General features: G+C 67.8%; 15 protein-coding genes and 3 pseudogenes. 6 read left to right on the forward strand and 12 right to left on the reverse strand.

What is annotated here, in order from left to right; all coding sequences use genetic code 11:
- Nucleotides 1–198 precede the first annotated feature (198 nt).
- Nucleotides 199–978, forward strand: a pseudogene (locus OR16_RS48095) (NYN domain-containing protein); the annotation flags it as partial.
- A gap of 1281 nt (nt 979–2259) precedes the next feature.
- Here the strand turns inward: OR16_RS48095 and gspF are convergent.
- The 10 genes and pseudogenes from gspF to gspG form a co-directional block, all read right to left on the reverse strand.
- Nucleotides 2260–3477, reverse strand: coding sequence for a type II secretion system inner membrane protein GspF (gspF, locus tag OR16_RS05150; RefSeq protein ID WP_006156900.1), 1218 nt, complete (start codon nt 3475–3477; stop codon nt 2260–2262).
- Between the two features lie 16 nt (nt 3478–3493).
- Nucleotides 3494–7306, reverse strand: coding sequence for a type II secretion system ATPase GspE (gspE, locus tag OR16_RS47190; protein WP_272942825.1), 3813 nt, complete (start codon nt 7304–7306; stop codon nt 3494–3496).
- A gap of 53 nt (nt 7307–7359) precedes the next feature.
- Nucleotides 7360–8190, reverse strand: coding sequence for a type II secretion system protein N (gene gspN / locus OR16_RS05165; protein WP_006156903.1), 831 nt, complete (start codon nt 8188–8190; stop codon nt 7360–7362).
- Nucleotides 8190–8803: pseudogene (locus tag OR16_RS48100) on the reverse strand (type II secretion system protein M). Before OR16_RS48100 ends, gspN begins: the two are co-directional and overlap by 1 nt.
- A gap of 23 nt (nt 8804–8826) precedes the next feature.
- Nucleotides 8827–10236, reverse strand: coding sequence for a type II secretion system protein GspL (gene gspL, locus OR16_RS05175; RefSeq protein ID WP_006156904.1), 1410 nt, complete (start codon nt 10234–10236; stop codon nt 8827–8829).
- 363 nt (nt 10237–10599) lie between these two features.
- Nucleotides 10600–11646, reverse strand: a complete 1047-nt coding sequence (gene gspK, locus OR16_RS05180; protein ID WP_050982892.1) for a type II secretion system minor pseudopilin GspK — start codon at nt 11644–11646, stop codon at nt 10600–10602.
- On the reverse strand, nt 11643–12314 hold the full coding sequence (locus OR16_RS05185; protein WP_043418571.1) for a PulJ/GspJ family protein: 672 nt from the start codon (nt 12312–12314) through the stop codon (nt 11643–11645). Before OR16_RS05185 ends, gspK begins: the two co-directional genes overlap by 4 nt.
- Before the next feature lie 31 nt (nt 12315–12345).
- Complete coding sequence (gene gspI, locus OR16_RS05190) at nt 12346–12774, reverse strand: type II secretion system minor pseudopilin GspI (protein ID WP_006156907.1); 429 nt, start codon at nt 12772–12774, stop codon at nt 12346–12348.
- Nucleotides 12771–13274, reverse strand: a complete 504-nt coding sequence (locus tag OR16_RS05195) for a GspH/FimT family pseudopilin (RefSeq protein ID WP_043418572.1) — start codon at nt 13272–13274, stop codon at nt 12771–12773. The genes gspI and OR16_RS05195 overlap by 4 nt, the downstream gene beginning before the upstream one ends.
- A gap of 37 nt (nt 13275–13311) precedes the next feature.
- Nucleotides 13312–13779: a type II secretion system major pseudopilin GspG gene (gene gspG / locus OR16_RS05200; protein WP_006156909.1), complete on the reverse strand. Its 468-nt coding sequence runs from the start codon at nt 13777–13779 to the stop codon at nt 13312–13314.
- Nucleotides 13780–14062: 283 nt separating this feature from the next.
- Here gspG and OR16_RS05205 point away from each other — a divergent pair, with 283 nt between their 5' ends.
- The 3 genes from OR16_RS05205 to OR16_RS05215 all read left to right on the forward strand — a co-directional run bounded on the left by OR16_RS05205 (nt 14063) and on the right by OR16_RS05215 (nt 16215).
- On the forward strand, nt 14063–14740 hold the full coding sequence (locus OR16_RS05205) for a hypothetical protein (protein ID WP_423739633.1): 678 nt from the start codon (nt 14063–14065) through the stop codon (nt 14738–14740).
- 98 nt (nt 14741–14838) lie between these two features.
- Nucleotides 14839–15330 (forward strand): EF-hand domain-containing protein, encoded by a 492-nt coding sequence (locus OR16_RS05210; RefSeq protein WP_006156911.1) that lies wholly within the window; start codon nt 14839–14841, stop codon nt 15328–15330.
- Between the two features lie 393 nt (nt 15331–15723).
- Nucleotides 15724–16215 carry an Lrp/AsnC family transcriptional regulator gene (locus OR16_RS05215; protein ID WP_006156912.1) on the forward strand — a complete coding sequence of 164 codons (492 nt, stop codon included), beginning with the start codon at nt 15724–15726 and terminating at the stop codon, nt 16213–16215.
- An 88-nt stretch (nt 16216–16303) separates the two neighbouring features.
- Here OR16_RS05215 and OR16_RS05220 read toward each other — a convergent pair whose 3' ends face one another.
- Nucleotides 16304–17002 (reverse strand): GNAT family N-acetyltransferase, encoded by a 699-nt coding sequence (locus tag OR16_RS05220; protein ID WP_006156913.1) that lies wholly within the window; start codon nt 17000–17002, stop codon nt 16304–16306.
- Between the two features lie 417 nt (nt 17003–17419).
- Here OR16_RS05220 and OR16_RS05225 point away from each other — a divergent pair, with 417 nt between their 5' ends.
- Entirely contained in the window at nt 17420–18001 is a 582-nt protein-coding gene (locus tag OR16_RS05225) for an NAD(P)H-dependent oxidoreductase (RefSeq protein WP_006156914.1), read from the forward strand.
- Between the two features lie 10 nt (nt 18002–18011).
- Nucleotides 18012–19768, forward strand: a pseudogene (gene kefC / locus OR16_RS05230) (glutathione-regulated potassium-efflux system protein KefC).
- A gap of 49 nt (nt 19769–19817) precedes the next feature.
- Here kefC and OR16_RS05235 read toward each other — a convergent pair.
- Entirely contained in the window at nt 19818–20456 is a 639-nt protein-coding gene (locus OR16_RS05235; protein WP_006156915.1) for a TetR/AcrR family transcriptional regulator, read from the reverse strand.
- Nucleotides 20457–20465: the final 9 nt, after the last annotated feature.

The raw sequence follows: 20465 nt of genomic DNA on the forward strand, positions 1-20465 counted from the left end.
CACGGCACCTTGCGACGCAGCAAAAAATGCGCCCGCCACAGGCGTGCTTTCCCGTATGGACACGGCGACGCGTGTACACTGCGTTGCAAACAGTTTGCACAATGACCGGGCAGATGCGGACCGTGCGCCATATCCCAAGGGATGCCGCCGCGGTGCAACCCGCCCCATCCGAGGTCAATCGGCCTCCAGGACCCCAACATGACTATTTCCTCCCGCCAGGGCACCGCGACCCTGGCTGTGCTGATCGACGCCGACAATGCGGCGCCCGCCATCGTCGAAGGCCTGCTGGCCGAAGTCGCCAAGTACGGCGTGGCCGCCGTCAAGCGCATCTACGGCGACTGGACCAAGCCCAACCTGGCTGGCTGGAAGGAGCGCCTTCTGTCGCACTCCATCCAGCCGATCCAGCAGTTCCGCTACACGGTAGGCAAGAACGCCACCGACAGCGCGATGATCATCGACGCGATGGACCTGCTGTACACGGGCCGCTTCGACGGCTTCTGCATCGTTTCCAGCGACAGCGATTTCACCCGTCTGGCCTCGCGGATCCGCGAGCAGGGCCTGACCGTGTACGGCTTTGGCGAGCGCAAGACGCCCAAGCCCTTCGTCACGGCCTGCGACAAGTTCATCTTTGCCGACGTACTGCGCAGCGACAGCGATGCCGACACCGATACGGAAGCCGACGGCGCTGACGGCGCCGCCGCACCCGCGCGCAAGCGCAACAGCGGCGAGCTGCGCCAGGACTCGCGCCTGGTGCGCCTGCTGCAAAGCGCCTCGCAAGCGGTTTCGGACGAAGAAGGCTGGGCCACGCTCGGCGGCATGGGCAACCATATCGCCAAGCAGGCACCCGAGTTCGATTCGCGTAACTATGGCTACGGCAAGCTCTCCGAGCTGGTGGCTGCCACGGGCCTGTTCGAAGTCGAAACCCGCAACGGCAACAACAACAAGACGCTGTGGGTGCGCCTGAAGCGCCGTTCGAAGTCCGGCGAAGCCGAGCCTCGTCAGGGCGACGACCGCCAGGGCGAGAACCGTCAAGGCGAGAACCGTCAAGGCGAGAACCGTCAAGGCGAGAACCGTCAAGGCGAGAACCGTCAGGGCGAGAACCGTCAGGGCGAGAACCGTCAGGGCGAGAACCGCCAGGGCGAGAACCGTCAGGGCGAGAACCGCCAGGGCGAGAACCGCCAGGGCGAGAACCGCCAGGGCGAGAACCGCCAGGGCGAGAACCGCCAGGGCGAGAACCGCCAGAGCGAGAACCGCCAGAACGAAAACCGTCAAGGCGAGAACCGTCAGGCCGAGATTCCCCTGGCTGAAACCCCTCAGAGTGAGAACCGCGAGAACCGCGAGAATCGCGACAACCGCGAGCGGCGTGAGAATCGCCGCAACAAGCGGCGTGGCGAAGGTCGCCAGGGCGGCGATCGCCAGCCTTTCCCGCAGCAGCAAGGCGCGCGGCCGGCACCTGCACAGCAGTCCGCGCTGCCGGTCCAGCCCGCGCCGGTGCCCGAATTCGCAGCCCCGGCACCTGTTAGCGAAACCGCCCCGTCGTTCGTGGTCGATCCGATGGACGTGCTGGAGCGCGTGGAGCAGGCCTACAACGGCGCCGAGCCCGAGGATGAGCAGGACGACACCGATGCTGGCGAAAACGGCGAATCGAACGGCGGCCGCCGCCGCAAGCCGCCCAAGCCCGAGGTCACGCTGAGCGAGATCCCGTGGCCGATCGACAGCTCGATCTTCGTGGCACCGTCGTCCACCGTGGTGGCGCCGGTTGTCGAAGCCGTTGAGGTCATCGAGATCGTCGAGGTGGCGCCGGTCGTGGCAGCGGTAGAGATTGCCGAGGTCGCTGAGATCGTCGAGGCCGCTCCGGTTGTGGAAGTCGCCGAGGCGGTCGAAGTTGCCGAGCCGGTCGAGCCCGCGGTCGAAGTCAAGGCCAAAGCCAAGGCACCGGCCCGTGCGAAGAAGACCGCTGCGCCCGCCAAAAAGGCTGCCGCACCGGCCAAAAAGGCTGACGCGCCCGCCAAGAAAGCGGAAGCACCGGCCAAAAAGACGGCTGTAGCCGCCAAGAAGGCTGCTGCGCCGGCCAAGAAAGCCGCTGGTCCCGCCAAAAAGGCTGCGCCCGCCGCCAAGAAGGCAGCCGCCGCCGCACCGGCCAAGCGCGCACCGAAGAAGACGGCGAAGGCGGCTGAATAAGCCACACCCGTCAGGATGCAAAACGGCGCCGCAAGGCGCCGTTTTGCATTTCAGCAGCTTGCGCCGCCAGCCGCGCGACTACCGCACCAACTGGTTGATCTCGATGATCGGCATCAGCACCGCCAGCACGATCAGCAGCACCACCACGCCCATGCTGAGGATCAGCAGTGGCTCGAGCAGGCTGGTGAGGAACAGCGTGCGGCGCTCCAGTTCCGCGCCTTCGCCCTGTGCCGCGCGTTCCAGCATGATCGGCAGGTTGCCGGTGGCTTCGCCTGAGCGGATCAGATGCACCAGTACGGAAGGGAACTGGTTCTGCGCGGCCAGCGCGCGCGCCAGCGAGGCACCTTCGCGCACCCGCGTGGTGGCGTCATCCACATTGGCCTTGAGCGCCTCGTTGGTCAGCGTTTCCCCGGCTGCCTGCAGGCTGCGCAGGATGGGCACGCCGGCGGATACCAGGATGGCGAGCGTGCTGGCGAAGCGCGCGGTGTTGTAGCCGCGGATCAGCTTGCCGACCAGCGGCGCGGTCAGCAACCAGCGGTGCCACTCCAGGCGCACACCGGGCTGGCGCAGCAGGCTGCGTATTCCCAGGCTCACCGCCACGATGAACGCCAGCGCGGCCCACCACCAGTTGCGCACGAAATCCGACAGCGCCAGCATGATGATGGTCAGCGTCGGCAGCTTCTGCTTGGTGTTGGCGAAGACGCTCACCACCTGCGGCACCACATAGGACAGCAGGAAGATCACGATGGCGAACGCCACCACCGTGACGATGGCCGGGTAAGTGAAGGCTAGCCGGATCTTGGCGGTGAGCGAGTTGCGCGTCTCGATATAGTCCGCCAGCTTTTCCAGCACCAGGCCGAGGTGGCCCGAATGCTCGCCGGCTGAAACCAGCGCGCGGTAGATATCCGGGAAATCGCGCGGATGCTGCAACAGCGCCACCGAGAGCGAACTGCCGCCAACCACGTCGGCGCGGATGCCGGCCAGCAGTTCATGCACATAGCTGCGCTCGGCCTGGTCGGCCAGCGCCGCCAGTGCCTCATCCAGCGGCAGGCCGGCCACGATCAGGCTGGCGAGCTGGCGCGTGAACAGCGCCTGCTCCTGCGTGGAGAGCCGGCGCACGAAGGCGGCGGTGCTGCTCTTTTGCACGCCGCCTACGCCTGCGAGCGGATCCACATTGAGCGGCGTCAGGCCGCGCGCGCGCAACTGGCCGCGGGCCTGCTTGGGGCTGTCGGCTTCGATGACGCCGCGATCGGTCTTGCCGGCGGCGTCGACTGCCTCGTAACGATAGGCTGGCATGTCTGTCGGCCCGCCCTTAGTCGCGCGTGACGCGCAAGACTTCTTCCAGCGCAGTCGCGCCCGAATCGATCCAGCGCTGCGCATCGCGGCGCATGGTGTGCATGCCGCGCTCCAAAGCCACCTTCTTGATCTCGGACTCGGCCGACTGGCGGTGGATCATGGTGCGGATCTCGTCATCCACGCTGAGCAGTTCGTACACGCCCATGCGCCCCTGGTAGCCGGAGTGGCCGCATTTGTCGCAGCCCACCGCATGCCACACGCGCTGCAGCGGCTTGCCTTGCGCCAGCAGCACATCGGCTTCCTCGGGCGTGACTTCGATCACTTCCTCGCGCTTGCAGTGCTGGCACAGCCGGCGTACCAGCCGCTGCGCCAGCACGCCAAGCAGCGACGACGACAGCAGGAAGGGCTCGATGCCCATGTCGACCAGCCGCGTCACCGCCGAGGCAGAGTCGTTGGTGTGCAGCGTGGCCAGCACCAGGTGGCCGGTGAGCGAGGCCTGCACCGCGATCTGCGCGGTTTCCAGGTCGCGGATTTCACCAATCATCACCACGTCCGGGTCCTGGCGCAGGATGGCGCGCAGCGCCTTGCCGAAGGTCATGTCGATGCGCGGGTTGACCTGGGTCTGGCCGATGCCGTCCAGGTCGTACTCGATCGGGTCTTCCACCGTCATGATGTTGGTGGTGCGCGAATCGAGCCGCGACAGCGCAGCGTACAGCGTGGTGGTCTTGCCCGAGCCGGTCGGCCCGGTCACCAGCACGATGCCGTGCGGCTGGCGGATCAGGTGATCGAAGCCGCCCAGCGTGCCCGGCGCCATGCCAAGCTTGGCGAGATCCAGGCGACCGGCTTCCTTGTCGAGCAGGCGCAGCACTGCACGCTCGCCATGGCCGGTGGGCAGCGTGGAGACGCGCACGTCCACCGGGCGCCCGCCCACGCGCAGCGTGATACGGCCGTCCTGCGGCAGGCGCTTTTCCGCGATGTCGAGCTGCGCCATGATCTTGATGCGCGAGATCAGCGCGCCGTGCAGCGCTTTCTTCGGGCGCACCACATCGCGCAGCGTGCCGTCCACGCGGAACCGCACCACGGAGGACGACTCGAAGGGTTCGATATGGATATCGGAGGCGCCTTCGCGCGCGGCCTGCGTGAGCAGCGCGTTGATCATGCGGATGATGGGGGCGTCGTCCTCGGACTCCAGCAGGTCTTCCACGGCCGGAATGTCCTGCATCAGCCGCGACAGATCGACCTCGCCTTCCACCTCGCCAACCACCTGCGCCGCGCTGCCGCTGTCCTGGCGGTTGTAAGCCTCGGACATGGCGAGCTCGAGCGCATCGGGTTCCAGCACGCGCAGGCGCAGCGGGCCGTGCACGCGCGCCACTTCGGCCAGCGCCGCGGGCGAGGTGGCACGGCTGACCCACACCTCCAGGCCGTCGGTGCGCTGGTGCGCGATCAGCAGGCGGGCCTCGCGCGCGAAGCCGTATGTGACCAGGCGCGCGGCGATGGTCGACGGCGGCTCCAGCGGCTCGTCGGACCCTGCGGTGGGGGCGATGCTTGTGGCCATGGCGTGTCTCAGTTCGCCGGGCGGACGGCGTCCACCGAGGCATTGCCGAGATTGACGCCCGGCGGCAGCGGCGTGCCGTTGGCCGACGGCGCCTGGGATTGCCTTTGCTGCTGCTGCTGCTGCTGCTGCCAGGCCGCGCATATAGTCGTAGCGGTCTTGTGTCAGGCGGTCCGTCGCGCCGGCGGTGCGCATCACGTACGGACGCAGGAACACCAGCAGGTTGGTCTTGCCGCGGTTCTTGTTCTCGTAGCGGAACAGCCCGCCGATCCACGGCAGGTCGCCCAGGCCCGGCACCTTCTGCACGCCGTCGCCGTAAGTGTCCTCGATCAGGCCGCCCAGCACGATGATCTGGCCATCATCCACCAGCACGTTGGTTTCGATCGAGCGCACATTGGTGGTCGGGCCCTGGGTGAGGGCGGCGGTGCCCTGCACCACGGAAGACGACTCCTGGTAGATCTGCATCTTCACCAGGCCGCCATCGGTGATCTGCGGCTTGACCCGCAGCGTGATGCCGACGTCCTTGCGGTCGAAGGTCTGGAACGGCGTGACCGACGCGGAGCTGCCGGTCTGCGCATAGGAGCCGGTGGTGACCGGGATGTTCTGCCCGATCAGGATCTTGGCTTCCTCGTTCTCCAGCGTGATCAGGTTTGGCGTGGACAGCAGGTTGACACTGCCGTCGGCGCCAATCGCATGCAGCAGGGCACCCAGGCCCATCGCCCGGTTGACGATGCCCAGGTTCAGGCCGGCCAGGTCAGGCACCAGGCCCGAGACGCTGGGAATGGCCGCGGCGCCGCCCGCGTTGATGGCGGCGGCTGCGCCAGTCAGGTTGATGATGTTTTGGCCGCCCGTGCCGAAGTTGGTGCCGGCAAAGGCATTGGTATTGCTGTTGCGCGAGTTGAGCAGGCCCTGCCACTGGATGCCAAGCTGGCCGGTCTGGGTGGAAGACACTTCCACGATCATCGACTCGATATAGACCTGCGCCCGGCGCATGTCGAGGTCTTCGATCACCGCGCGCAGGTTGCGGTAGACCGGCTCGCTGGCTGTGATGATCAGCGAGTTGGTGGCCGGGTCGGCCTGGATGATGCCGCCGGTGGTCGGCAACGTGTTGGTGGCGAACGAGTTCGCGAAGGCCGAACTGCCGCCGCTGGATCCGGAGCCGCTGCGCGAGCTGCCGGTGCTGCCGCCCGTGTACTGGCCAGTGTTGGGCGTCGAGGTGTTGAGCAAGCCGGTGCCGCTGGCGATGCCCGCCGCGCCGGTCGCGCCCGGTGTGCCGGGCTGGCTGCTGTTGAAGGAGCTGTCCGCCGCGACAATGGCGCGCAGGGTCTGCGCCAGCTTGGTGGCTTCGGCGTTCTTCAGCGGCACCACCCAGATATTGCCCGGGCGCGCATAGGGCTGGTCGAGCTTCTCGATCAGCTGGCGCGCCTGCTGCAGCCGTGCCCGGCTGGACGCGCGGATCATCAGCGAATTGCTGCGCGGCTCGGCCACGACCGAGGTGCGCAGGCTGGCGTCCGCGCCTGCCACGGCCCCGCCGGCGGCGCCGGCGGAACCCGGGTCCAGCAGCTTTTGCAGCACCAGCGCGGTATCGCTGGCGATGGCGTTCTTGAGCGGCACCAGCTCGATCTCGCCCGAGGCCGGCGCGTCGATGGCGGCGATGATGCGGCCCAGGCGCTGCAGGTTTTCGGCGTAGTCGGTAATGACCAGCGTATTGTTGGCCGGATAGGCGGTGATGGTGTTGTTGGGCGCGATCATCGGCCGCAGCACCGGCACCAGGTTGTTGGCCGACTCATAGTTGAGGCGGAACACCTGGGTCACCACCTGGTCGCCGCGCGACCTGGCGGCGCCGACCACGATCGGCGAGCCCTGCAGCTTGGCGTCGGCTTCCGGCACCACCTTGGTGAAGCCGTTGCTCTCGACCATCGCGTAGCCCTGCATGCGCAGCACCGAGCCTAGTGTTTCCAGCGCCTGCGAGCGCGACACGGGCTGCTCGGTCACCAGGTTCACCGAACCCTTCACGCGCGGGTCGATGACGAAGTTCTTGCCGGTGGCCTGCCCCACCGCCTTGACCACCGATTCCAGGTCGGCATTGACGAAGTTGAGCACGACCTGGTCGCGGTTGCGCGGGGTCAGGTCGGGCGGCTGGCCTGGCTGGGCCGCCGGCTGGCTCGGTTGCTGGGCCCACAGCGGCGTGGGTGCCAGCAGGGAGAGGCCGCACAGCAGCGCGGTGGCGCGGGCGCAGCGGGTCTTGAGCGAAGGTCGAAGGGCTTGGGTTTTCATATTCGGTTCCGGGCTGCGGGCGTCGGCGCGAAGGTTTCGCACCGCCGCCGGGGTCAGAAGCGCAGCCGTGTCACATTGTCCTCACGTCGTCCCAGCAGGCTCAACAGGCCTACCAATTGCGCGGCGGCATCGGGGTCGGCATCGGCCGTACCCTCGAAGCGCGCCTGGCGGCCCAGGGTGCCGTTGCCCTGCAGGTGCAGCGGCCCGGCGAGGGTAGTCAGTTGCAGCTTGCCGTCGGCGCCAGACCAGTCGATCTCGGCGCGGTAGCTGCCAAGCGGGCGCACCCGGCTGACCGCCGACGATACTTGCTCGATGCGCACGGACAGGTGGCCGGTCAAGCCCGCAGCGCCGCCCGGCTCGCCGGTGCGGGCAAGGAACCGGCCTTGCAGGCCGGACCAGTCGATGCGCATCAGTCCGTCGGGGCGCAGGGTGTTGAACGGGGCACCGACGCCTTCGAGCAGCGCCGCCGGCAGGCGGATGGCACCGGCCTGGGCGGTCCAGCCAAACGGCGTCACCGTCAGGCCGACCGGGCCGCTCATGGCCTCGGTGTGGCTGATCACCATGCGCAGGGAGCCGGTCAGCAACGGCCAGAACGCCACCGACCAATGTAGCCGTCCGGGCAGCACGGTGGCGGTTTCGCTACCGGCGCCGGCCGACAGGGCCAGGGTGGCGCTGCCGTTCCACAGCGAGCCATCGGCATCGGCCAGCAGCACACGGCGCTGGCTCTGGCTGGCCACGGTGTCGGCGATCCATGCCGCGGGAAATGCCGCCAGCACGGTCAGCGCAACGGTGACGCACCCAAGCGCAAGCCAGCCCACGCGTTGCCAGCCACGGGGGCTGGCAACGCGGCGGCGGGCGAGCTTCAGGGCTTCCAGGCGCGCCATCAGCCGCGCCCGCCCGGATTTGCCGCGGGGCCTTGCAGGGTGGCGGTGACGTTCACCATGGCAGTGGCGCCTACGTAGACGATGCGGGTATCGATGACCTTGAGGCGCTGCTGCTGGCGTACATCCTGCAACCAGCTCGCCACGGAGCCGAACGGCACCTTGTCGAGCTGCACCTGCACGCTGTTGTCGCCGGTGCCATTGAGCCGGGTGGCCTTGAGGCCGTGCTGGGCGAGGCTTTCCTGCAAGGCCTGGTTGAGCGCCTCGCCGCGCAGCGGGCCGGGCTGGCCGCCAGGCCGCGCGCTTCCTGCGCCAGCGTTTCCATCTCTGCCGCGTCGCTGCGCAGCTGCGGCAGGCTGCGCTGCAGCTTGGCGCGGCCGTCGGCGGCGGGTTCCCACAGGACGGTGTAGCCGATCACCAGCGCCAGCACGGCGCTGCCGCCGGCCAGGATGGCCTGCTCACGCGGGTTGCGTGCCGACCAGAATGCGTCGAAACGTTCCTGCCAGCGCTGCGGCACGCGCGGGCGCAGGCGCGCCAGCCGGTCCGCGGCGCGCACGCGGCCAGCCGCGCCGCGCTGGGTGGCGCGGGGGCCGGGCTTGGGTGCGGTGTCTTTCATCGGGGTCACTTGGCGGTCCGCGCTCACAGGCTGGGCTTGATTGACCAGCGCGTGCCGGCCGGTGCGTTGGCGCGCGAGGCGTCGGGCGGGCTGTTGTCGGCTTCCATGGCCAGGCCGGACTGGCGCGCCGCGCTGCGCAGCGCATTGGTGTCGGTGCCTGGCTTCAGCGTGGCGAACAAGGTGTGCCCGCGGTATTCGAGCGCTAGCAGCGCATCCGGCGCAAGCTGGCGCGCGGCCTGGCCGAAGCGGTCGGCCAGCGGCAGGAAGTCGTCGGGCGTGCTGCGGCCGCTCGCCAGGCGCAGCTGGTCGACCTGGCGGCGCATTTGCAGTGGCGGATCGATCACCACGGGGATTTGCGGAAAGGCGCTGCGCAGCGTCTGTTCCTGCCCGGCCGCGAGGCGCTGCGCTTCCTGGCGCAGCAGCAGCCATTGGACGTTCATGCCGATCAGCTGGACCACCACCAGGCCGGCGGCCAGCGCCAGCGGCAGGCGCCAAGCCTTGAGGTTCCAGCGGTCGGCGCGGCCCTGGGCGAATTCGAACTGGGCCAGGTCGAGCGCGGGCTCGCGCAGGCTGGCCTGCGCTCCTTCGAGCCATACCCGCCAGTCGAGCGGGTGCGCAGCCGGCGGCGACACCTGCGCCAGGGCATCTTCTGATGCGTACCAGTCGCCGGTAGGGGCCAGCCCTTGCCAGGCGGCGAGCGCCTCGGAGCCGAGCAGCAGGCCGTAGCCGGCGTACTCACTGCTGCGCACGGTCAGTTGCCAATAGCGCGAAAGCTCGGCTGGCGCTGGCAGGCCCTGCGTTTCAAACAGAGGCGATGCGCTGGTCAGCGAGGCGGCTTCGAGCGCCAGCGCGGCCGGCGCCGTTGTGGTGGCGCGGGGGCTGCCGGCGGCATCCGCGCTGGCCTCGGTAGGCAGCGCGACAGGAGGCAGGGGCAGGGGCAGGCACAACTGCGCCGGCAGCACGTGGCGGCGGCGGTGGCGATGCTCGGCAAAGGCGTCCAGCACGGCGCGTAGCCAGGCGCGGTCCGTCACCATCAGCAAGCGCCGGCGGGAGCCGCTGGCGGCCTTGCCCGGCAGGGCGTCAAGGGCCGGGCCCACGGCGATATGGCAGGGCTGGGCGTCGGTGGCCAGCGCGTCCTCGACCAGGTTGGGCAGCGCCAGCTTGAGCCGCGCCGGTGCAAGTGGCGGCACCGTGGCCCCGGTCAGCAGCACATCGCTGGCCGCCATGATCAGGACCAGGCGTTCGGCGGGAGGCAGTTCGGCGATGCGGGCGTGGCCTTCGCGCAACAGCTGCCCGGCCGCCTGCGGGCCTTGCCGGCGGCTACGGTCGGCGACGGCCGTGCGGACCAGGGCAAACGGCAGGGCACCGAAGTGCCAGGGTTGCGGCTGGTCGTGCGGCCGATGCGGCAGGCGGACGTACAGGGTGGTGCTCAAGATATCCTTGCTACAGCGCCAATCGTGGCGTCAATGAACGATAGCGGGGGCATGCGGGCCGGCGTGGCATGCAGGCTGATGCCGGCTGCGATACTGCCGGCGGCACAGGACAGGCGGGAGCCAAGACCCATGGACTACCACTTCCGCCGGGCCGGAGCATACCTTGCCTGTGTGACGAATTGGCGTCAATACGTATCTGTCTGATACTGCTGGTCAAACGCCCGGGACGTGCGCGCCGAGCGCTCGCGGCCACCTCAAAGTCACCCGTTAAGTTACCCGTTTCAACCCGTTTCTCTCCGCGCGATCCGACAGCATGATCCCAAAATCCGCCAGCCGCCGCGGCCAGGCCGGCGGCGGGGCGGATCAGCGCTGCTCCGGCATGCGGTCGATATCGCGCACCCAGACCACCCGGGTGGTATTGGCGTTGCCCAGCACTTCGCCGCGGTAGACCAGCGAGACCTGCATACGGCTCGCGCGCTCGTGGCGGATCAGCCCGTAGATCAGGAAATAGTGGGTACGTACGTCGAGCGTGCTGGTGGCGGTGTTAGGGTCGGCCTGCGGCGCCAGCGTACGCAATTGCGACTGGAGCTCACCAATGTTATTGAAGTAGGCGCGGTCGCGCTGGCGCACCACTTCGCGGGCGCGGTCCAGCGGCAGCTTGTCGATCACCGCGGCCAGCACTTCGGCCTCGGCGGTATTGGCATTGACCAGCGTGCGTTCGGGCAGCACGTCGACGAAGGGCGTCAGCGTGGCCACGATATCCGGCGTGTAGCCCGGGATGGCGAGCAGGTCATTGACGTCGTCGGGCGCGCGCAGCCCGCGCTGGTTGCCGGTGCTGCCATTGCTGGCGCCGGCGGCGCTTACCAGGTAGCGCGCGGTCGGCTCGGCCAGCGACGCGTTCAGGCCCAGTGTCTGCAGCAGGCGGCGGTAGATCGCCAGGCTGGGGGCGTCGATGGTGGCGACCCGGCCTTGGGATTCGCTTGCCGTCCACAGCACAAGGTTGGAGAGGTTGAAGCGGGCCTGGGCGTCGAGGATGCGGCCCGACAGGAAGGAAGTCTCGCCTTCCTGGTCGGTGCGCAGCGCGGCGCCGAGGAAGTCCGACAGGCGGAGGAAGTCCGACAGGCGGGTTTCGGCGATCGGCACCGCCCAGGGCTCGCCCAGCTGGTCCACGCTGGTGCGGCGCTGGTCGTCGCGCAGGATCAGGCGGGCCCAGTCGACGGCCGCGCGCTCGATCCAGCTGGCCTGGGCCAGCAGGCGCTGGTTCTCGATGGAGCGGATCTGCACCTGCTGGCGCCACAGCATGCCGGATACCACCACGACCGCCAGCGTGACCACCAGCAGGGCCGTGACCACAGCGGCGCCGCGCTGGCGGCGGCCGGCCAGCACAAGGGGAGCGGGGCGTTTGCTCATAGGCCGGTCATGCAGATTTTCTGGAAGCGCCGCGGCGTGTCGCCATCGCCCATGCGCGCAGTGAGGTTGAGCTCGATCGCACGCACCGCCGTGGTGGCCACGCCCAGGCTGGCGCTTACGCCCGAGGCGGCCACCGCGCTGGCGCTGGCATTGCCGCTGAGCAGCGCGGCGGCGATGCGGCCGTTCTCGGCCTGCCAGCCGCCGGGTTCGACCCAGACGCGCGCAGACAGGCTATCGGCGTCGCCTACCAGCGGCCGCGCCAGGCTGCCGCCGCCACCCGCCTGGCGCAGCGCGATCATCGCCGCCTGCACCGCGCTGCGGTTGTCCGCCGGCGGGCTGGCCGCGCGTACCACGGTGTTGCCGTTGAGGCGGTAGACGACGACCTGCCACTGGGCGGGGCGGCCCTCGTCGCGGCGGTCGCGCACCATCAGCAACTGGCCATTGCCGAGCTCGACCGGGTTGCCCTGCAGCAGGGTGGGGCTGGTCAGGTGCTCGCAGTCGGACTGGAACTGGCCATATAGCAGCTTGAGCGTATTGAGGCGGTTATCGTGGTCGGTCAGGCGCTCCCGGCCGCGCGTCATCGCGTCCAGGCCGCGCCAGGCAATCACGGCGATCACCGCCAGCAAAGTGATGGCCACCAGCATTTCGAGCAGCGTGAAGCCGCGCATGGCCACGGCCCGGCGTGACCGGCCAAGGCACTTAAAGCAGGTTGCGCGTTTCATTGGGAACGATGGTGACGAGCCAGGCCAGGCGCACGGATTTGTCAGCGCCTGACGGATAGACCGCGATCTCGACGCGGCGGAAAGAGGGGTTGGGCGTGCCCGAGATGGTTTCCTCGCAGTACAGCTCCACGCCGCCCTGCGGGCAAGCGTAGCCGCGCGTGCCGGGCTCGGGCCAGGTCTTTGACAGGCGCAAGGTGGCGAGGTGGTTCTCGGCGCTCCATTCGGCCAGCATACGGGTCTGCAAGGCGGAGCCCGCCTCGATCATCGATCCCATCGCGCGCATGGCGGCGGTGAGCGCCACGGCCAGGATGGTCAGGGCGACCAGCACTTCGATCAACGTGAAGCCACGCGCCGGCGAGCGCTCGGGCTCGCGTGCCTGCGGCAGGGAGGGGCCTCGGCGCTTCATGGCGTGCTGGCGAAGTAGCGGCCGGTACCGTCGCTGGCCACGTCGATGCGGATGCCGCCACGCACCAGCACCACATGCTGAGGGCCTTCGATCAGCTCGCGCCCGAACACCAGGCGGGCGCCGCCGTTGCCGCGCCCGCCTTCGGTGACGGCCACGCCGTCGAGCTGCAGGCGCCATTTGGTTGGCGCGAACACGTCCCCGGCGAGCGGGGCCCAGCCAGACGGCGTGGCTTGCAGGAAACGCCAGCCGGCCGTGTCGGCCTCCCAGGCGATCGGCCGGGCGCGCAGTTGGGCTTCTTCCTGCGCGAGCTCGAACAGCCGCGCAATGCGCTGCCCGTCGTCGAGCACGCGGCCGCGCTCATTGGGCGCGGCATTGACGGCGACCAGCGAGATCACGATGCCGGCGATCACCATCACCACCAGCAGTTCGAGCAAGGTGAAGCCACGGCCGCGATGGCCGCGCCGGACGTGAAGGCGCCGCTCCTGTGGCCAGGTGCTCATGGCTGCGCGCCCGGCCCGGATCATGACAATGTTTCCTTTATTCCCAGTTGCCGATATCGGCGTCGTTGCCGCTGCCGCCGGCCTGGCCGTCGGCGCCGAAGCTGAACACGTCGATTTCGCCGCGCACGCCCGGGTTCAAGTACTGGTATGGATGGCCCCAGGGATCCTTGGGCAGCTTTTCCAGGTAACCGCCGCCCTTCCAGTTGTTGGGCACGGGTTCGGTGGTGGGCTTGGCCACCAGTGCCGCAAGGCCTTGCTCGGTGGTGGGGTAACGGCTGTTGTCCAGGCGGTACAGCTTGAGCGCCTGCATGATCGAGGAGATATCCTGGCGCGCGGCGACGATACGGGCCTCGTCGGGGCGGCTCATGATCTTGGGGACCACCAGCGCGGCCAGCACGCCGAGGATCACGATCACGACCATGATTTCGATCAGGGTAAAGCCGCGGGCACGGCGGTGGCCGAGGCGGGAGCTAGGGTCGGGGAGGGTGGCAACGTTCCTGCGCATCATGGTTAGCCTTATGGAATATCTGGCGGAGCGCCCGCATTCATCCGCGTTTCATCCGCGTGGCGGCGGTCCAGTTGATCAAACAGTATAACCGCCACTTCATGACGACTTTGCGAGCGGGTGCTTGCATGTTCACCCGCGCATAACGGCGGGGAGGGCGAGGAAGGCGCGGAACGTACCGTTGCGCCTGTCGCGTGCCGATGCGCCGCGGGCCTGGCGGAGGCAGACAGCTGTCATGCGGCTCTGGTAGGCTTGGTGCTTTGACGCCTACCAGCCCACTTCCGTGCAACTCTCCCTGCGGCCCGCTCTTCGCTTCAACCCCACCAGCCTCTGGCTGCCACGACTGGCCGGGCTCGTGCTGTTCGTTGCGCTGTGCGCCCTCGCGACCCGCTGGGCGCTGACCTTCAGCGCGATGCAGACCATTGCCGTGCCGCAGGCGGCCCGCGTGGCGCAGACCGAGGCGGTCGAGACTGGCGCGGCCGGCACGCTGTTCGGCGGCAACGCGCAGTCTGGCGTGCGCGACGTGCAGTTGATCGGGGTGGTAGCGGATATCGGCAGTGGTGCCGGCGCCGCCATTGTCTCGCTGGATGGCGGCCTGCCCAAGGCTGTGCGCGCGGGCACCGCCCTCTCGCCGCAGATCCGGCTGACCGAAGTCCGCGATCGCGGGATCGTGATCGAGCGCAATGGCGTGCGCCAGGAAATTGCACTGCCTGTCCCGGCCATCGTCACGCGCGGCCCCGCGGCGGCGCCCCCCGGCTTTGCCGGCGGGAGCAGCGGCGCCGCTCTCCACGCCGATGCCGGTGCCCGCCACACCCATTCCCGCACCGCCGCCACAGTCCTTGCCGCAGCAGCCGTCCCAGCCGGGCGGCAACGAGCCCATCTCCGCCAAAGACTGACTTGTAACAGCGCCGCGCCATCTTATTTACCGTTACTTTCGGCGCCTTACGCCGGCGGCGCTTAACTGTGAGCCGCGTAACAACGTATTAGGTGGACCAACTTTCCAGCCTGGCGTGCGCTCTAATCCTTACCAGTCCACCGAGACGAAAAAGGAGCAAAGACATGCAAGGCAATCTCAAGGCACGATCGATCCGGAATTTCATGGCCGCTTCGGCGGTCTTCCTGGCGATGGGCGGCACGGCTTTCGCCCAGACCGCAGCCCCCGCCGCGCCGGCTCCGGGGCCCCAGGCAGGCATGCGCCACCATATGGAAGGGCATGGTGGCGGCATGTGGCTCAAATCGATCGATACCGACGGCGACGGCATGATTTCCAAGGCGGAGGCCGATGCGCTGTTCAACAAGATCGATACCAATCACGACGGCAAGCTCGACAAGAGCGAACTGGCTGCCTATCGCAAGACGATGATGGAGCAGCGCCGCGCCGAGATGCAGGCCGAGTTCGAAGCCCGCTTCAAGGCGGCCGACAAGAACGGCGACGGTGCGCTGACCAAGGCAGAGGTGCAAGCCGGGATGCCGCATCTGGCCAAGCACTTCGACCAGATGCCCCGCAATGGCCAGCCTAACCCGGCAGCGCCGTCGAGCAGCGGTGACTGAGCGCGGTGACTGATTGAGGCAGGATCCACGGCGCGCCACGCCGTGGGCAGATGAAAAAAGCGCGACCGTTGCCGGCCGCGCTTTTTTTTGCTCTGTGGCTGGCCGCTGTTGGCACCATCCTTGCCTTCCGAACGCTCGACCCGCCGGATAGCCCACGCCCCTGAGGGCCGGAACGTCGAGCGCGATCGGGGCGCGCTTGCCATGGCGGTCTCGGATGCCCTGTTCCTGTGCACGGGCTGTGCGCTTCGGCACATCTTGCACCCGGAAGGCGATCGAGCAGGCTCAAAAGACGCTCGAGGAGACGGGGCACCACAAAAAATTGCGTACTTGTGCACGGTTTGCTAAATTTGCGCAAAAAAATTGCCGACAAACATATTGCGGAGCAACAATATCGTGAGCAAGGTGGAGCTGGACAAGATCGACAGGAAGATCCTGGAGGTGCTGCAGACCAACGGGAGGCTGACCAACCTGGAAGTGGCCGAGCGCGTGAACCTGTCGCCCAGCCCCTGCCTGCGGCGCATCCGCCGGCTGGAGGAGGTGGGCGTGATTCGCCAGTACGCGGCGCTGCTGGAACCTGGCCGGATCGGGCTGGGGCTGCTGGCCTATATCAACGTACGGCTGGAGAAGCACGGCGGCGCGCCCAAGGGCAAGGCGCCGCTGGACTTGTTCCGCGCTGCCATCGAGATCTGGCCGGAAGTGGCCGCCTGCCACGCCATGACCGGCGAGATGGACCTGCTGCTCAAGGTCTACGTGGAAGACATGGAGCATTTCGCACGCTTCATGAAGGACCACTTGCTGGCCCATCCCGCGGTCATCGACGTGCGCTCGAGCTTCGCGCTCGAATGCATCAAGGACACCACGGCCTTGCCGGTGCCGGGGAGCTGAGGGTCCAGCGGCAGTCCGCAATCACCGGCACCAAAGAAAATGGCGCGCCGGGTGGGCGCGCCATGGATAGGCTGCTGGCGGGCTTCGCTTAGGCGGTGTGCTTTTGCGGCACCATCGAGCGCCAGAAACGCAGGCCGAAGCGGCGCGCATCGCGCAGGTTGCGGCGCACCATGTAATCGAAGTCGGCAACCTGTTCGTCGAGCGCCTCGGTCAGGCGGCTGACGGTATCGGCAGGCGGCAACTCAAGGTAGGCATCGGCTTCGCCGTACGCATACTGCACCTTCATGCCGGCTTTCTTGGCGATGTGCATCATGGCGGCGTTGCGCGACAGGCAGTGCATGTACAGGGTGCGCACATTGCTGTTGCGGCCGTGCATGGCCGCGCGCTCGAACAGCGAGCTGCCGATACCACGGCCACGCGCGCTCTGCGACACAGAAACGCCGAACTCGGCAACGCGGCCCTGCGTGTTGTCGCGCAGGTTGGCAAAGTGTCCCACGCCGATCAGTTCCAGGTGCTCGTCGTACACGCCGAACACGGTGTCGTGGTCGAAATCGATGCTGTCGACGTAGGCTTCGATCACATGGTCGCCAACCGACTGGCCAAAACGGAGCAGGCGATCTTCCTCGCCCAGGGCGAGAAAATGCTTGAGCAGGCGCGAGCGATGATGCGCAGCCAGCTCGCGCACCAGGGTGGTGGGGCGCTGCGAGGCCTGCGCGGCTGCGGCTGCACGGCGGAGATCTTCGTCGGATACGGCCCCGACGGCCTTGCTCAGTTCGAGCGGATTCACTTTGTTTTCCTTGCGACGTAATCAGGTATGAAAATAGCACTCGGCGGGTGTTCGTCCATGCACTTTCGACCATCTGGCCAAGGTACAAGGGCAAACACCATCTTGCTGCATTGCAAAAAGTATTGTAGTGGATTTGTCAGCCCCACGTAAGGTGAGGGTTGCACCAACCTTGTTCGATTTTGTAAATCCCAACTAAATCTATTTAAATCAATAGGTTATGTGATGAATGAGGGGCGCCATCCGCCCAGTGGTGTGGGTTTGCTGCAACGCCGCATATTTGCTTTTCCCAGGTTGGGGAGCTGGATTGGCCCTGCCTTGGCACGAGGCAGCCCCGGCTATTCACGCTATCCCGTGATTTAAACACCCCATTTCGGCCGCGCGGCCGCAGCCGCGCAAGCCGTTTTTTCAGGATTTTTCGTGGACCCCAAGGCCGAGCCCCCGATTCTCGTTATCTACGCCCACCCCAGGCCGCACCTGTCGCGTGTCAATCGTCCGCTGGCAGCCGCACTGGAGAGCCTGCCCGGCGTGACCGTGCACGATCTCTACTCCAGCTATACCGACTATGACATCGACGTGGTCGCGGAGCAGCGCGCGCTCGCGCGGGCCGGCACGCTGGTGCTGCAGTTCCCGGTGCAGTGGTACAGCATGCCGGCACTGCTCAAGCTGTGGGTGGACGAAGTGCTGGAGAGCGGCTGGGCTTACGGCCCCGGGGGCACGGCGCTGCGCGGCAAGTCCTTGATGGTGGTGGCCAGCACCGGTGGCCACGCCGACTCCTACGGGCCCGACGGCACGCATGGCCACAGCCTCGAGGAATACATGCTGCCGCTGGCGCAGACCGCCGCGCTGTGCGGCATGAACTGGCTGTCGCCGCTGGTGCTGCACGATGCCAACCAGGCTGACGCCCAGGCACTGGCCGATCATATCGACCGGGTCACCGGCGTGCTGGGCGGTATCGCTGACGTCGCCCGTGGCGTTGCCGCTAACGCCGCCGCAAGCTGAGGAGCGCGCCATGGAACAACACGATTTCCTGGTGGCCCTGGTGGTCTTCCTGGTCGCCGCGGTGGTGGCGGTGCCGGTGGCGCGCCGCTTTGGGCTGGGCGCGGTGCTTGGCTACCTGCTGGCCGGCGTGGCGATCGGCCCGTGGGCCCTGCGGCTGGTGACCAACGTCGAATCCATCCTGCATTTTTCCGAGTTCGGCGTGGTGCTGATGATGTTCGTGATCGGCCTGGAGCTGGAGCCCAAGAAGCTGTGGGAACTGCGCCGCGTGATCTTTGGCTATGGTGGTGCCCAGATGGCGGCCTGCGCAATCCTGCTCGGCGGCGTTGCTGCGCTGGTCGGGGCATCGTGGCAGGTCGCGCTGGTGGCGGGCCTGGGGCTGGCGCTGTCGTCGACCGCGATCGCGCTGGCGACGCTGACCGAGCGCAATCTCTTTGGCACGCCGGCGGGTGGCGCCAGCTTCGGCATCCTGCTGTTCCAGGATATCGCCGCGATTCCGATGATCGCGCTGTTGCCGCTGCTGGCCGCTGGCGGCGCGGATGCCGGCGCCACCGGTGCCGCGGGCTGGCTCGGGGCGGCCAAGGCGGTCGGGGTGATCGGCGCCGTGGTGGTGGGCGGGCGCTATCTGGTCCGCCCCGCGCTACGCTTTATCGCGCGCACCGACATGCGCGAGATGTTTACCGCCTTCGCGCTATTGCTCGTGGTGGGTATCGCGCTGATGATGGACGCGGTGGGATTGTCGATGGCGCTGGGCACCTTCCTGGCCGGCGTGCTGCTGGCGGACTCGGAGTACCGCCATGCGCTGGAGGCCGACCTTGAGCCCTTCAAGGGCCTGCTGCTGGGCCTGTTCTTCATGGCGGTTGGCATGTCGATCGACTTTGGCGTGCTGATGCAGGCGCCGGGGCAGGTGGTGGCGCTGGTGATTGGCTTCGTGCTGCTCAAGACCGTGGTGCTGGCCCTGCTGGCGCCGCGCTTTGGCATCGCGCGCGGCCAGTGGCTGCTGTTCGCGCTGCTGATTTCACAGGGCGGCGAGTTTGCCTTCGTGGTGTTCGGCGTGGCGGGCGGCGCCGGCTTGCTGCCGCCGCGCACCGAGGCGCTGCTGGTGCTGGTGGTGGCCCTGTCGATGGTGGCCACGCCGTTGCTCCTGCTGGCCTTCGACCGCCTGGTGGCGCCCCGGCTGGCCCGCCTGACGCGGCGCCCGGACGACGTGATCGCGCCGCAGGACAACCCCGTGCTGATCGCCGGCTTCGGCCGCTTTGGCCAGATCATCGGCCGCCTGCTCTATGCGCAAGGGATCGGCGTGACCGTGCTGGATCACGACCCCGACCAGATCGAGTTCCTGCGTCAGTACGATTTCAAGGTGTTCTACGGCGACGCCACGCGCATGGACCTGCTCGAATCCGCGCGCTGATCGACAGCGTGCGGGCACGCTTCCCGCACCTGCAGATCTACGCACGGGCGCGCCATGTGTCGCACATCTACCAGCTCAAGGATCGCGGCGTGCATCTGTTCGAGCGCGAGGTGTTCGAGGGTTCGCTATTGCTGGGCCGTCGCGTGCTGGAAGGGCTAGGCTACGATCCCGTGCAGGCACGCTCGGTTGCGCTGCGGTTCCGCCGGCATAACATCGCGGCGATCGAGCGCTTCTACCCGCATTACACAGACCAGAAAAAGCTGGTGTCGCTGGCGCGCCAGGCGCGCGACGAGCTGCAGGAGATGTTCCGGCAGGACCGCGATCAACGCCGCCAGCGGGAAGAGGAGGACTGGTCCTGAGGTGTCCCGCCGGCGCCGCAAGGGCGCCGGCATGGGTAATCAATGTGATTTATTCGGCGCCGCGCAGGCGCGCCACAGGCTCGGCGCTGGTGCCCGGCAGACCGCCCGCCAGCAGATCGATCACCATCTCGGCGAACTCCGCGTACGACAGCTTGCCGCCTGGCTTGAGCCAGGTGAAGGTCCAGTTGATCATGCCGAACACCGTCATCGTCAGCGCGGCCTGGTTGTCGCGCGTGACACGCTCGGGATAGGCCCGGCGCAATTGGCGGGAGAAGGCGGCCACCACGTCGCGCTCGCGCTTGAGGATCTGGTCGCGCTGCTCCTCGGCGAGGAACTTGACGTCATTGATCAGGGCTACGTGCCGGGTCTGCGAGGTCTCGTACTCCGCCAGGAAGGCTCGGATCAGGTTGGAGAAGCTATCCAGCTCGCTGCGTCCCTGGCGTTCCGCCTCCGCCTCGACCTCGGTCACGATCAGCATCAGCCGGCGCGTGTAGCGGTCGAGCAGGTCGAACAGGATCGCTTCCTTGCTCTCGTAGTAGTGGTACAGCCGGGCCTTGGAGGTGCCGCAGGCGGCGGCCAGGTCGGCCATCGAGGTGCTGGGGTAGCTGCTGGCGGCAAAGGCCGCGGCAGCCAGGTCCAGGATCTGCTCGCGCTGCGCCTCGAAATCGGGTGCCTTGGTACGGGCCATGGAGACCTT

The organism is Cupriavidus basilensis OR16 (genome assembly GCF_000243095.1).
Lineage (GTDB): Bacteria > Pseudomonadota > Gammaproteobacteria > Burkholderiales > Burkholderiaceae > Cupriavidus > Cupriavidus basilensis_D.